13 protein-coding genes, 1 tRNA gene and 1 other annotated feature are annotated in these 13,804 nt (G+C 38.6%); of the genes, 13 read left to right on the forward strand and 1 reads right to left on the reverse strand.

Annotated features, from left to right (window positions below; all coding sequences use genetic code 11):
• From holB to rsmI, 4 genes are all read left to right on the forward strand, one after another.
• On the forward strand, positions 1-935 hold a 935-nt coding region (holB, locus tag I6751_RS01020), incomplete at its 5' end, for a DNA polymerase III subunit delta' (RefSeq protein ID WP_196590523.1).
• A 4-nt stretch (positions 936-939) separates the two neighbouring features.
• Positions 940-1,770 carry a PSP1 domain-containing protein gene (locus tag I6751_RS01025; protein ID WP_182187808.1) on the forward strand — a complete coding sequence of 277 codons (831 nt, stop codon included), beginning with the start codon at positions 940-942 and terminating at the stop codon, positions 1,768-1,770.
• The gene (locus tag I6751_RS01030; RefSeq protein ID WP_196590524.1) at positions 1,767-2,510 is read left to right on the forward strand and encodes a tRNA1(Val) (adenine(37)-N6)-methyltransferase; all 744 of its coding nucleotides are present in this window, start codon (positions 1,767-1,769) and stop codon (positions 2,508-2,510) included. Before I6751_RS01025 ends, I6751_RS01030 begins: the two co-directional genes overlap by 4 nt.
• A 149-nt stretch (positions 2,511-2,659) precedes the next feature.
• Positions 2,660-3,514, forward strand: a complete 855-nt coding sequence (gene rsmI / locus I6751_RS01035) for a 16S rRNA (cytidine(1402)-2'-O)-methyltransferase (RefSeq protein ID WP_196590525.1) — start codon at positions 2,660-2,662, stop codon at positions 3,512-3,514.
• A gap of 95 nt (positions 3,515-3,609) precedes the next feature.
• Here the strand turns inward: rsmI and I6751_RS01040 are convergent, their stop codons facing one another.
• Complete coding sequence (locus I6751_RS01040; RefSeq protein ID WP_196590526.1) at positions 3,610-4,644, reverse strand: HlyD family secretion protein; 1,035 nt, start codon at positions 4,642-4,644, stop codon at positions 3,610-3,612.
• Between the two features lie 436 nt (positions 4,645-5,080).
• On the opposite strand from I6751_RS01040, the gene metG reads away from it, so the two are divergent.
• From metG to aroF, 9 genes are all read left to right on the forward strand, one after another.
• Positions 5,081-7,015, forward strand: a complete 1,935-nt coding sequence (gene metG, locus I6751_RS01045; protein WP_231037814.1) for a methionine--tRNA ligase — start codon at positions 5,081-5,083, stop codon at positions 7,013-7,015.
• On the forward strand, positions 7,015-7,782 hold the full coding sequence (locus I6751_RS01050; RefSeq protein ID WP_196590532.1) for a TatD family hydrolase: 768 nt from the start codon (positions 7,015-7,017) through the stop codon (positions 7,780-7,782). The genes metG and I6751_RS01050 overlap by 1 nt, the downstream gene beginning before the upstream one ends.
• 164 nt (positions 7,783-7,946) lie before the next feature.
• On the forward strand, positions 7,947-8,942 hold the full coding sequence (locus tag I6751_RS01055; protein ID WP_196590527.1) for a G5 domain-containing protein: 996 nt from the start codon (positions 7,947-7,949) through the stop codon (positions 8,940-8,942).
• A gap of 145 nt (positions 8,943-9,087) precedes the next feature.
• The gene (rnmV, locus tag I6751_RS01060; RefSeq protein WP_196590528.1) at positions 9,088-9,651 is read left to right on the forward strand and encodes a ribonuclease M5; all 564 of its coding nucleotides are present in this window, start codon (positions 9,088-9,090) and stop codon (positions 9,649-9,651) included.
• A complete protein-coding gene (gene rsmA, locus I6751_RS01065) occupies positions 9,651-10,499 on the forward strand; it encodes a 16S rRNA (adenine(1518)-N(6)/adenine(1519)-N(6))-dimethyltransferase RsmA (RefSeq protein WP_196590529.1) in 849 nt (282 codons plus the stop codon). Before rnmV ends, rsmA begins: the two co-directional genes overlap by 1 nt.
• 19 nt (positions 10,500-10,518) lie before the next feature.
• Entirely contained in the window at positions 10,519-11,277 is a 759-nt protein-coding gene (locus I6751_RS01070; protein WP_182187816.1) for an exodeoxyribonuclease III, read from the forward strand.
• Positions 11,278-11,339: 62 nt separating this feature from the next.
• Positions 11,340-11,426 (forward strand) — tRNA-Leu (locus I6751_RS01075).
• A gap of 129 nt (positions 11,427-11,555) precedes the next feature.
• Positions 11,556-11,798, forward strand: a binding site (T-box leader).
• Positions 11,799-11,834: 36 nt separating this feature from the next.
• Positions 11,835-12,671, forward strand: a complete 837-nt coding sequence (gene pheA / locus I6751_RS01080) for a prephenate dehydratase (protein ID WP_231038016.1) — start codon at positions 11,835-11,837, stop codon at positions 12,669-12,671.
• 23 nt (positions 12,672-12,694) lie between these two features.
• On the forward strand, positions 12,695-13,726 hold the full coding sequence (aroF, locus tag I6751_RS01085; protein ID WP_196590530.1) for a 3-deoxy-7-phosphoheptulonate synthase: 1,032 nt from the start codon (positions 12,695-12,697) through the stop codon (positions 13,724-13,726).
• Positions 13,727-13,804 lie beyond the last annotated feature (78 nt).

A 13,804-nucleotide genomic window follows, 5' to 3' on the forward strand; every position in this document is an offset into this window, starting at 1 on the left:
CTGAAGATAAAATGCCGCATGCGCTGTTGTTTATAGGTATTGATGGTATCGGTAAATTTCTTGCAGGGGAAATTTTGGCAAAAACATTGCTATGTAACGATGGCACGGACATGCCTTGCGGCAGCTGCCGATCATGTCAGGCTGTTGATAGCAATATACATCCTGATTTGTTTGTGCTTGAACCGGACGGTAAAACAGTTCAAATGATTAAAATAGAGCAAATACGGCAGATGCGGTCAAATATAGCTTTGGCACCCTATTTATCGGATAAGCGGGTAGTGATTATAAGAGATGCCGATAAAATGAATGAAGCTGCAGCTAACGGTTTGCTGAAGACACTGGAAGAACCTATTGGCAGGGTTTTTTTTATATTAACTGCCAGTAATGAAAAAAAGATGCTGCCGACGATATTGTCGCGTTGCATGAAAGTTTATTTTTCACCGTTAAGAAATTCTGATATTGAAAGTATTCTGCAAAGCAGGGGATTGGAGAAAACCAGAGCATCGACTATAGCCAGATTGTCTGGCGGTAGTGCTGGACAGGCATTATTGCTGCATGAACATGATGGATTGAAAAATCGTGCCGATGCTTACAATTTTTTGACGCAAGTGTTATCTTTTTCTGATGAGGATATTTGGATGAATGCCGATAAATTGGCGAAAACTGACCGGGAAAAACTTAGTGAGTGGGTCTTTTATCTACAGATGTTTTGGCGCGATATCGTTGTTTTATATCATAATGAGACCGATAGCAATTTATATGATATTGATTTAAGGGAACAATTGATACAACAAAAGTCGGTGTGGCTGCAGTGCTTTGCATTTCAAGCAGCGGACTACGCTGCCGCAGTGCAGCATAGGCTGCAGACAAATACGGATATAAGGCTTACCATGGAAGCATTTATTATAAAATTGCGTGATTTGATAAGGAGTTAATTTAGTGCAGACAGTAGTTGGTATCCGCTTCAAGAAAGCGGGGAAGATATATTATTTTGCCCCAGGCAAAAATAAATTGAAAAATGGTGAAGGTGTTATTGTAGAAACTGTGCGCGGAGTGGAATATGGCACAGTTGTAATTGAGGAGCGTTCCATACCAGACAGCGAAATAGTGCAGCCGTTAAAAATGATTGTACGTAAAGCAACTGAGGCTGATTTAAAAAAAGTTGAAGAAAACAGACAAAAAGAAAAAGAAACATTTGCTATATGTGAGGGAAAAATTGCGGCGCATAAGTTACCGATGAAGCTTATTGGCGTGGAATATACTTTTGACGTAAATAAGATAATTTTTTACTTTACTGCTGATGGTCGTGTTGATTTTCGCGAATTAGTGAAAGATTTGGCAGCAGTATTTCATACACGCATTGAACTTCGCCAAATCGGGGTGCGTGATGAAGCTAAAATCATGGGAGGAATTGGTTATTGCGGTCGTCCGCTTTGCTGTGCTACTTTTTTGGGTGAATTTGATCCGGTATCAATCCGTATGGCTAAGGATCAAAATTTATCACTTAATCCAACAAAAATATCAGGAATCTGTGGCAGATTGATGTGTTGTCTGAAATATGAAAATGATATGTATTGCAATGCTAAGTGTTGCAAACATAATATTGTCGAGCCTCCAAAACGCGGCAGCCGGGTGGTATCGGTTGATGGTGAGGGAAAGGTTATTTCTGTCAATGAACAAAAGAGGACGGCAACTATTTTGCTTGATGATAAGCATACCATCGTTGCTTCTTGGGATGATGTTATTGAAAAAGATGCAGATGATGTATGAAATTAAAGCCCTTTGAACGTATTGATGATCTTTTAATTGACGGGTTAAAAATAATTCAGAATGAACGGCAATTTTGTTTTTCTCTCGATGCGGTTTTATTGGCGCATTTTACCAGTACTAAAAAAAATTGGCAGGGACTAGATTTAGGAACGGGAACAGGGGTCATGCCGTTATTGCTGGCAAAACGGGTAAAAAAAATGTATGCAGTCGAGTTGAATCCGGTCACGGCAGATTTGGCAAAACGTAATGTGCTGATGAATAAATTGGCTGATAAAATTGTAATATGCGAGGGGGATTATCGGCAGATCGGCAAATTTTATCCGGCACAATTTGCTGATTTTGCGGTGGCGAATCCGCCATATCGGCCACTTAGTCAGGGAAATATTAATAATACGGACGGTATAGCTAAAGCCCGGCATGAAATAACAGCTACTTTAGCCGATGTAGTCAGGGCAGCTCATTATGTCTTAAAATATCATGGCCGTTTTGCTATGGTCCATTTACCGGAACGCTTATCAGAAATTATAGTACAGATGAATATTAATGGCATTGTGCCTAAGCGTCTGCGTTTTGTTCAACCTAAAATTGAAAAACCGCCTAACATGGTTTTAATAGAAGGTGTTGCCGGTGGAGCTGCAGGTGGATTAAAAGTAGATATACCTTTGATAGTACATGAGCCTGATGGTCAGTATACTAAGGAATTGATGCAATATTACTATCCGGAAACATCACAGATTTAAATTAAGGGACTGTCGCATGCGATGTATAAGCTAATATGTAATTTCTAAATTTATCCGGTACTTGTTAAGTTTGGACAAATTTTAGGGAATATTATATATTTGCTTAAAAAGTATTGTGTGCAGCAGTCTTTTATTTATAAGGAGGATAAATGGCGACTAATTTAACAGGAATCTTATATTTGGTTGGAACGCCGATTGGAAATCTTGATGATATGAGTTTTCGTGCAGTAAAAGTTTTGCAGCAGGTGGACTTGATAGCGGCGGAGGATACACGTCATACACGTAAATTATTGTCACATTTTAATATTCATGTACCTTTAACAAGCTATCATGAGCACAATAAGCTGATAAAAGGGCCGATATTGATAGAAAAATTGCTGACCGGCAATAATATTGCCGTAGTGAGTGATGCTGGATTACCGGGAATTGCTGATCCCGGCAGTCATTTGGCGGCACTGGCAATACAAGAAGATATACAAGTATCTCCTGTACCGGGTGCTAATGCGGCTTTGACAGCTCTTATTGCATCAGGATTGAGCACCGTGCAATTTTCTTTCATAGGGTTTTTACCTAAAAAACTGTCAAACCGAAAGAAAATATTGACTGAAATCAGTTCTCGCAGCGAAACATTGATATTTTATGAGACACCGCATCGATTGGTAAAAATACTGGGAGAGATGTTGGATGTTTTTGGTGAGGCTAGACAGGTCAGCGTTTGCCGTGAATTAACAAAAAAATTCGAACAATTTATTCGCGGCAGTTTAAGGGAAATTAATGAATATTTTGATAGTATTGAACCACGTGGAGAATATGTTTTAATTTTGGAAGGTTGTTCTCGAACAAAAATCAATAATCTGTCAGATCGGGCAATTACACCTGTGGAGTATGTACATAAATTAATGGCTACAGGGTTGACCAAGAAAGAGGCCATAAAAAAAACTGCTGATGAATGTCATTTGAGCCGCAGAGATGTTTACGCTGCTGTTTTGCAGAGTGAAAAATAATAATGCTGCTTCAAAGAGCTTTTCAAGTAATCATTATTTTGAAAGCCTTTGAGGCAGCATTATTGGAGTTTATGAATGGTTTAATAAAAATGATATTATTTGCTAAAATCAATTAATCTGAAGCGCATACCTGGCCATAATTTATCAGAATTGACTTGAACTTTGACATTAAAAGAAATAATGTCAGTACTGTCACCACGTTCACTGGTGGCTCTTTCAGTGGCAAATTCAGCTTTTTTACTTATATCGGTTACAGTTCCTTCAATTTTAGTTTTATTATCTCTTGACATCATCATAAGTTTTTGTTGCAGATAAAATTTAGATAATTCAGTTTCGGGAATTTTAAAATCCACCCAATTGTCGGAAGGATCTTGTATAGCGACTAACGGAGTTCCCAAGGAAATCATTGATCCTTCTTCAATATATTTTTCCGTTATAATACCGTCAAAAGGGGCACGTATGACGGATTCGTCGAGTTGTACTTCAAGTTGTTGTAATCCAGCTTTGGCTTGTTCAATTCTTTTAGCTACTACTTGTTGATTCGCCTGACTCACGTTCGTTTCCAACATACCCGAATCAGCTTTGTTCAGACCGGCTTGCGCTTGAGCATAGGCAGCTTGTGCGGCTTGGTATTTTGTTTTGTAGGTGTCAAATGTCTGCTGAGAAACAGCTCCGGAAGAAACTAGTTCGGAAAAACGATTAAAATCAGATTTGGCCAGGGCCAAATTGGCTTTTGCAGATTGTAGTTGAGCTTCAGATGTGCCGACGGTGGCCATAGAGGTACCACTGGTTAGGGATGTTTGAACTGAAGCTTGTAATTCTTGAGCTTCGAGTGCTTTAATGTTAGCTTCCAGTTGTTCTTTTTGTGCAATTAAATCACGGTTGTCAATATTGGCAATGACTTGATCTTTTTTTACGGTGTCACCTTCTTTTACCAGAAGTTTTATAACTCTGCCGGCTACTTTAGAGTTGATATCAATTTCTTTGGCATCAGAACGGCCCCATGTTTGATTTTCGGCCATGCTGACGTTTTGTCGGCTTAAAAACCAAATCCCCAATCCTAAAATGACTATTGCTACGATAACTATGCAGATGATTTTCTTGTATTTTGGTGTAAGTGTTTTTATCATAATTACCTCCTTACTATTTGAATATGTTCAAATGTATTGTAAATAATACACCATTATTATATATAATTTATTCTTTTGCGTTATAATGAATAGAATAATTATTCATTTGGGAAAATAAAATATAGATTTTATCAGTATACCAGCTGATTTTTAATATATGTAAGTTACTTTTGAATATGCTCAAATATACATCAAAAAAAGTTTTTTGTCAATAACAGTGGCATTTTCTCAGCAGTTCACAGTTGAAATATTGTAAATGATACAAAGGTATATTTTTTAGAAGAGCGGAGTAATTTATATGGTTTGTTCGGTATAGCTTTGGATAATAACAAGCTTTTAGCACGGGTGAGCAGTGGTAATTTTTTTTAGGATAAAGTATAATTTAAATTTAGCTGATAAAATAGATTTGTATATAAAAACTTTGGAGGGAATTCTTTTGGAAAAAAAATCATTTTATATAACGACCCCAATTTATTATCCTAGTGCTAAATTGCATATCGGGCATGCTTATTGTACAACGATTGCCGATGCCATTGCCCGGTACAAAAGGCTGAGTGGGTTTGATGTGTTTTTCCTTACCGGATCCGATGAACATGGACAGAAAATTCAGCAGAAAGCAGAAGAAGCAGGGATCACTCCCATTGAGTATGTTGACAAAATTGTTGCTGGTTTCCAGGATTTATGGAAACGACTTAACATATCTAATGATGATTTCATTCGTACTACAGAAAATCGTCATTATCGGGTCGTCCAGGAAGTTTTTCGTCGTATTTATGCAAAAGGTGACATTTACAAAGGAGAGTATAAGGGATTATACTGTACACCTTGTGAATCTTTTTGGCTGGAACGGCAGCTGGTGGATGGGAAATGTCCTGATTGCGGCCGATCTGTCAAGGAAGTCAGCGAAGAGGCATATTTCTTTAAGATATCAAAATATGCAGACAGACTGCTTAAATATATTGAAGATAATCCAGATTTTATCCAGCCGATTTCCCGTCGTAATGAAATGATTAATTTTATTAAGCAGGGATTAGAAGATTTATGCATATCCCGTACCTCATTTGACTGGGGAATTCCTGTACCAATTGATCCTAAACATGTAATATATGTATGGTTTGATGCACTGACCAACTATTTGACACCAATTGGCTTTCTCGATGATCCAGCGAAATTTAAAAAATATTGGCCGGCTGATTTACATTTAGTCGGTAAAGAAATAGTACGGTTCCATACAATTATCTGGCCGATTATATTGATGGCGTTGGATTTGCCTTTGCCGAAAAAAGTCTATGGGCATGGGTGGCTTATTGTTGATGGTGACAAAATGAGTAAATCTAAGGGCAATGTGGTAGATCCAATAGGACTTATAGAAGAATTCGGTGCTGATGCAATCAGGTATTTTTTACTCAGAGAAATAAATTTGGGACAAGACGGTAATTTTTCTCGTGATGCGTTAATAACGAGGATAAATTCTGATTTGGCTAATGACTTGGGAAATTTATTACACAGGACCTTGAATATGATAGGTAAATTTAATGATGGGGTGCTCGGCAATCCCGGACCACTGGAGCTTGTTGACAAAGCGTTGATTGATGCGGCGAAGGATACTGTTATAAAATATAAGCAATTAATGGATAATATGCAGCTTTCAGACGCTATTAAGCTGGTATGGACTTTTATTGGACGTTCTAATAAATATGTTGATGAAACAATGCCTTGGGCGTTGGCAAAGGATTCTGCCAAAAAGGATGAGCTGAACAGAGTACTGTATGATTTGGCTGAAAGTCTGCGTATTGTCAGCATATTAATAATCCCGTTTATGCCGGATACAGCGCAGAAAATCTGGAAGGAACTTAACTTGCCCGGAGCTATAGAAAGCAGCAGTATTGATGATACGAAATGGGGGGGATTGCCGATAAGTTTAAAGGTGAATAAACCGGTGCAGCTGTTTCCACGCATTGAAGTGGAAGAAACACAGCCGGAAGCAGAAAATATACAATTAGCAAAAAAGAAAACGACAAAAGATGTTAATGTGATGAATGCTGACAATATTGGAATAATAGGTATCGAAGATTTTTCTAAAATGGATCTGCGGGTAGTGGAAATAACTGCAGCGAAATCTGTACCTAAAACAGAAAAATTATTGGAAATAATGGTTGATATGGCAGGAGAAAAGCGCACTATCGTATCTGGTATTGCCAAGTTTTACACACCTGAAGAATTAATTGGCAAACATGTTATTTTAGTGGCAAATTTGAAACCGGCTAAATTGTGCGGAGTCGTCTCTCATGGCATGCTGTTGGCTGCATCAAAGGAAAATGAACTAAAGATTGTTGAAGTGGATATGCCGGTGGGAAGCAGGGTGAAATGATGCTTATCGATACACATGCCCACCTTGATGATAATCAGTATGATCAGGATAGGACTGAAGTTATAAACCGTGCTGCCGATGAAGGTGTGAATTTGATAGTAAATATGGGAGCCGATATGGATTCATCACATAAGGCAGTGCAATTAGCAGCACAATATGATGCTGTTTATGCTGCTGTAGGAGTTCATCCGGAAGAGGCTGATGGGATGACATGCGATGATGATTATGTTTTATCGGAGCTGGCTGTGGATAATGCAAAAGTGCTGGCTATAGGAGAAATCGGACTTGACTATCACTTTCGTACTGATAACAAGGATGTACAGAAAAAAGTTTTTATTAAACAATTGGATTTAGCGCGGCAGCTGCATTTACCGGTCAGCATTCATGCCCGTGATGCTCATGCTGACTTAATGCAGGTTTTAAAAACGGAAGGGCGCGGTGTAAGAGGCGTGATTCATTGTTATTCAGGCAGCTGGGAAATGGCAGAAGAACTTTTTAATATGGGATGGTATATTGGTGCTGACGGGCCACTGACTTTTAAAAATGCAGCTAAACTGCCTGAAATAATAAGGAAAATGCCTATGGAAAAGTTATTACTGGAAACAGACTGTCCCTATTTGGCACCGGTTCCCCAAAGAGGTAAACGTAATGAACCGGCTTTTGTAAAATATACGGCGCAAAAAGTTGCCGAAATTCGTAATATGCAGTTTGCACAGGTAGCAGAAATAACAACGATAAATGCTAAAAATTTGTTTTTTGATAAATAAAATACGACAATATTACGCTGATTGCGTGTACAATGGTCATGGTGTCTATTTATAGTGTAAAAATAAGATAAATGTTCACAATTGAAGTTAAATTTTACAAAAAAACCTCCAGATTTGACATAAGTGTAAATATTATGTTATAATCGCAAAAAAGGAGGTAACTAATGACTGTAAGGGAAATTTTTTTACATCATACCAAATTCACCAGGATAGCAACGTGTTTGACATTGATTGCGGTGATGTCAGTTGTGGCTGGATTTTCAAAAACAAGTAAAAATATTCGTGTTATCGCAGATGGTCAAACTACTGTGGTCAGCACAATGTATGATAGCCCAAAAGATATCATTGGACAGGCGGGCATTAAGTTAAAACCGTCTGATACTTTTGTTTTGTCGTCAGATAACCTTAAGGATGGTGCGACAATAACAGTGAAACGAGCTGTTCCGGTGACAGTAGAAGTGGCAAAGGATACCCGTAAGGTAAAGACTACGGCTGGTGATGTACAATCTTTACTGCAAACAATGGGGTATGATCCACTTAATTTTTATGTGCTGCCAAATGAAGAAGCAGCAATAACACCTAATATGCTTATAAGACTTGAACCGTTGATTAATAAGATTGTTTTTCGTGATCAAAATGCTCCGTTTAATACTATTTATCGAGATGATGACACTATGCCGCAGGGAACTGCTAAGGTTATACAGCAGGGTTCGGACGGTATAGAACGATTTATGGTCAGGGAATATTATAATGGCGGCAAAAAAGTGGATGAGCAGGTTATGCAGAAATCAGTCATAAAACAGACCGTACCGCAGATTGTGGCGCAGGGAACTTATGTGGCACCTAGTCAGCCTGTTGATAATGGACAGATACCACCATATATTTCCGAACTTTATGTTCAGGCTAGTGCTTATTTACCAACAGACGGCAGCGGCACTGGTTATACGGCAACGGGGATGCGGGCTCAACATGGTGTTGTGGCGGTCGATCCTAATGTTATACCACTTGGTACAAGGCTTTATATACCAGGTTATGGTGAGGCAGTTGCTGCCGATACAGGCGGCTTTTCCGGTAATTCGATTGATATTTGTGTAGATTCTTATTCTGAGGCAATCAACTGGGGTCGAAGAAATATAACTATATATATTCTGCCTAACTAAATTTATGATTGATGATTTTAGAGACTGTGCCGTTTGCACAGCTTTTTTTTTGAAAAAATTTATAGTATGTAATTGATTTTGTTTGCTATTTTTGACAGATATAGTTAAACTTTGAGTATTGATATGATATGGCTGGGGGAAAGTAATGCTGAAAGAAGTATTGGTTGTAGAGGGAAAAATGGATGTTGCAGCAATAAATAAAGCAGTGGAAGCCGACTGCATAGTTACCGGAGGTTTTGGGCTTAATACGAGAACAATCAATGATATACGTTGCGCTTATAAAAAAAGAGGCATAATAATTATGACTGATCCTGATGCTGCCGGTGAGCGAATACGCAGATGGCTTACCAGACGTTTTCCTGCGGCAAAACATGCGTTTATTCCTCAAAAAGAGGCTACGGCACACAATGATATCGGTGTAGAACAGGCATCTGCTGAATCTATTAGAAAAGCCTTGGCGAAAATTCATGCACCAAAGTATAATTTTAATAAGGAATTTTCAGCCGCCGATTTACTGCGAAACCGTTTAAGCGGTGGAATGAATGCATCGAATAGACGTGCGATTGTGGGGGCAGAACTGGGGATAGGATATGCTAACGCAAAAATTTTTTTGCAGCGGCTTAACACGTATGGTGTGACTCGTGCTGAATTTGAACAGTCTGTACATGATTTGCCGGAAGAAAAGGAAATGGGTGAAGAGCAGAAATAATGGAGCATCCGATAATTGCAAAAAGAGAAGTAACACAATATATATTGAAGCGATTTGGCCTTCATATGAATAAAAAACTGGGGCAGAATTTTCTAATTGATCCATCTGTAGTTTCTGGTATAATTGATGCCGCGCAGATAACACCTCAGGACACTGTTTTGGAAATAGGGCCTGGAATAGGTACTTTGACACAAGGCCTGCTGGAGGCAGGTGCGGAGGTCTTTGCCGTAGAATTAGATAAAAGACTGCCGGAAATTTTAAGCCATACGTTAGAAGGGTATGATAATCTGCATATTATTAATGCAGATATACTAAAAACTGATATAAAAAAATTGATTGGAACAAAACCATTTAAAGTAGTGGCCAATTTACCATATTATATAACTACACCAATAATAATGGCATTGTTGGAAAAACATCTACCTATAACTAAACTTGTTACCATGGTGCAAAGGGAAGTGGCTGAACGGATGGCAGCTGCTCCGGGTAGTAAAATATATGGGGCATTATCGGTAGCCGTTCAATATTACAGCAAACCGCAACTTTGTTTCCATGTAGCATCGAATGCCTTTATGCCACCACCGGAAGTAGATTCGACAGTGGTTCTTTGCAATGTTTATTCAGCACGGCCTATTGTTCCAGTGGATGAAAAAGTATTTTTTAACGTAGTAAAAGCAGCTTTTGGACAACGCCGTAAAACTTTGGCTAATTCATTAAAGACTACCGGATATGATAAAGATAAAATAAAAACTGTACTGGAACAATCAAAAATCGATTTTAAAAGACGCGGGGAGACTTTGTCACTGCAAGAATTTGTCACTATTGCTGACAATTTGATTAAGAAATAATGTGCGAAGAGGTGTTTTTATGAAATTTGTATCATGGAATGTAAATGGATTACGTGCTTGTGTAAATAAAGGGTTTATGGAAACATTTAATAAACTTGATGCTGATTTCTTTTGTTTACAGGAAACAAAAATGCAGCCGGAACAATTAAAATTGGATTTACCGGGATATTGGCAATATTGGAATAGCGCAGTGCGAAAAGGTTACTCTGGAACAGCAGTTTTTTCCAGAAAAAAGCCATTGCATGTAACTTATGGAATTGGCATAGAAGAACATGACCAAGAAGGTCGTGTAATAACTTTAGAAATGGATAAATTTTATTTGGTCACTGTATATACGCCAAATTCTAAGAATGAACTTGCCAGATTGTCTTATAGACTGGAGTGGGAAAAGGCATTCAGTAAATATCTGTTTGGGTTAAAGGAAAATAAACCGACAATCGTCTGCGGCGATTTAAATGTCGCGCATGAAGAGATAGATTTAAAAAATCCTGCCAGCAATCATAAAAATGCCGGATTTTCTGATGAAGAAAGACATGCGTTTACTCAATTGCTGGCTACTGGATTTATTGATACGTTCCGGTTTTTATATCCAGATAAAGTCGGTGCGTATAGCTGGTGGTCGTATTTACGAAAAGCACGTGACAGAAATGCCGGCTGGCGCATTGACTATTTTCTGATTTCTGAATCTATGCAGGACAATATTGCCAATGCCTTCATTTATAGCGATATATTAGGCAGTGATCATTGCCCGGTGGGATTGGAATTAAAAAATCTATAAAATATATTGACAATAAATAGTTTTGATAATATAATATTACATGTTTCACAGCACATATTAATGCCGTTGTGGCGGAATTGGCAGACGCAGCAGACTCAAAATCTGCCGCCTTCACGGGTGTGTGGGTTCGACTCCCACCAACGGCACCATCGTAATAGCAGCTCTTCTCCAAAAGAAGGGCTTTTTTGTTTGTTAAAAATAAATTATACTGGTAAAAAATAATGTTTGCAAAAAGTAACTATTTATGATAATATAATTTAAATTAGAAATGTATATGTGTAAAAATGATGAATGGGAAAAGTAAGCAGTTGTGATTATTACAGAGAGCCATACTCGCTGGAATGTGGCATAAAAATAACCGCCCAAGTTCACCTAGGAGTTGCCCGCTGAATTTCTTAGTAGGTGGTGCCGGAACTCAACCGTTAAATGTGAGCAGGTATCGGCTTTATGCCTGTACCTTAGATGAGATGACCTTTTTAAGGTCAATTAAGGTGGTAACGTGAGAAAACCTCGCCCTTTACAGGGCGAGGTTTATTTTTTTGGAGGTGAATGGAAGATTGGCTGTATTGGGCTTTTTAGGACCATGCGGTACGTACAGTGAAGCAGCTGCTGTACACATAAATGAACTGCTCGGATATAAGTGGCAGTTAAAACCTTATCACAGTATAGTTGATGTGCTTGTAGCTGCTGATAAAGGACTGATTGATTATTGCGTTGTACCGGTGGAAAATTCGTTGGAAGGTTCTGTGCGGGTTACGCTGGACACATTGGCATTGGATGTAGATTTGCAAGTAAGTATGGAATTTATTTGGCCGATTCGTCATCAACTATTGGTAAAAGAAAAAAAAGCAAGGATTGATAAAATAGTCTCACATTCACAAGCGTTGTCACAATGCCGCAGATTTTTGCAGCAATATTATCCTGATATAGCAACATTGGAGACGCCTAGTACTGCCTATGCGGCAAAAATGGTTGCTGACGGATTAAATAATGCGGCAGCAGTGGCATCGGCAAGAGCAGCTGAAATATATGGATTAATACCAATGTTTTCTGACATACAAGATGATGACGATAATGTCACCAGGTTTATGCTGCTGAATAAAAAAGGACGCAATATTGCTGCCGGACCCAATAAAAAAATGTTGATTGTCTGCCGTATGGACGGAAGAAGGGCCGGTAGTTTATGTGACATATTGCTGGAATTTGCTAAATATGATGTGAATATGACCCATATAGAATCACGTCCCAGTAAGAAGGGATTGGGGAATTATATGTTCTTTTTTGAAATAGACATTGCCGCCAAAAGTCAAAACATCATAGATAAATTATTGACTAATCTTAATGATAAATGTTTATGGCTTAAGAACATGGGGATGTTTCCTGTAATAAAGTAAATATTATTTAGAGGTGTAAACTTATGATAGTAATAATGAATCCTGATGCAACAAAAAGGGATATACAAGAAGTTGTTGAAGCAATTGAAAATGTGGGATTGTGCGCCAAAATTATGGAGGGCATCGAACAAAAGATTGTCGGACTCATTGGAGACAAAAGAAACATAGATACATTATCGTTAGAGGCGCTGCATGGTGTAGACCATACAGTGGCAATATCAAAAAGTTATAAACTGGCCAGTCGCGAGTTTCATCCGATTTCAAGTGTTGTTGATGTTGACGGAATAAAAATAGGCGACGGAAATCCCGTGATAATGGCTGGTCCATGTGCGGTAGAATCATTAAATCAATTGCTGGAGGCTGCAAAAATAGTCAAAAAGGGTGGTGCTCAGTTTTTACGCGGCGGTGCCTATAAACCGCGTACATCACCTTATTCGTTCCAGGGATTGAAAGATGAAGGGTTAAAATATTTGTCTGAGGCTCGTAATCAAACCGGATTGAAAATTGTGACAGAGGTCACGGAAGTGGAAGCCGTAGAGACGGTGGCAAAATATGCCGATATGTTGCAAGTCGGTGCAAGGAATATGCAAAATTTTCGCTTGCTGCAGGAAGTGGGACAATCCCAAAAACCTGTTCTATTAAAAAGAGGATTGGCGGCGACACTGGAAGAATGGCTTAATGCAGCTGAATACATTATGAAGGAAGGAAATAATAATGTGGTTTTGTGTGAACGCGGTATACGTACTTATGAAACATATACACGAAATACATTGGATATGAGTGCTGTTGCCGCAGTGAAGCATTTAAGTCATCTGCCAATAATAGTAGATCCCAGCCATGGCACCGGTAAATGGAGAATGGTAAAACCGATGGCTTTTGCTGCAATAGCAGCCGGTGCTGATGGATTGATGATCGAAGTGCATCCTAATCCGGCTAAAGCATTGTCCGACGGGCAGCAGTCACTCACACCGGAAAATTACCTGACGGTTAGCCGCGGAGTGCATAAAATATCGCAATTCATGCAAGATACCGGGTTAGCTATAACTGATTTATGAGAAAACAAGGCTGTATTGCAGGGTACTACACCTTTTGGTACAGCTTTATTTATTAAAATATTGCATAAAAAGCGGGAA

Origin of the sequence: Pectinatus frisingensis (assembly GCF_015732285.1) — a bacterium.
In the GTDB taxonomy this organism is placed as follows: domain Bacteria; phylum Bacillota; class Negativicutes; order Selenomonadales; family Selenomonadaceae; genus Pectinatus; species Pectinatus frisingensis.

Excerpts from the sequence above, each read along its gene's own strand:
- I6751_RS01055 (WP_196590527.1), top strand. The coding sequence starts at position 7,947 with ATGACTGTAAGGGAAATTTTTTTACATCATACCAAATTCACCAGGATA.
- rnmV (WP_196590528.1), top strand. The coding sequence starts at position 9,088 with ATGCTGAAAGAAGTATTGGTTGTAGAGGGAAAAATGGATGTTGCAGCA.
- I6751_RS01070 (WP_182187816.1), top strand. The coding sequence starts at position 10,519 with ATGAAATTTGTATCATGGAATGTAAATGGATTACGTGCTTGTGTAAAT.
- aroF (WP_196590530.1), top strand. The coding sequence starts at position 12,695 with ATGATAGTAATAATGAATCCTGATGCAACAAAAAGGGATATACAAGAA.
- I6751_RS01030 (WP_196590524.1), top strand. The coding sequence starts at position 1,767 with ATGAAATTAAAGCCCTTTGAACGTATTGATGATCTTTTAATTGACGGG.
- rsmI (WP_196590525.1), top strand. The coding sequence starts at position 2,660 with ATGGCGACTAATTTAACAGGAATCTTATATTTGGTTGGAACGCCGATT.
- rsmA (WP_196590529.1), top strand. The coding sequence starts at position 9,651 with ATGGAGCATCCGATAATTGCAAAAAGAGAAGTAACACAATATATATTG.
- I6751_RS01040 (WP_196590526.1), bottom strand. The coding sequence starts at position 4,644 with ATGATAAAAACACTTACACCAAAATACAAGAAAATCATCTGCATAGTT.
- I6751_RS01050 (WP_196590532.1), top strand. The coding sequence starts at position 7,015 with ATGCTTATCGATACACATGCCCACCTTGATGATAATCAGTATGATCAG.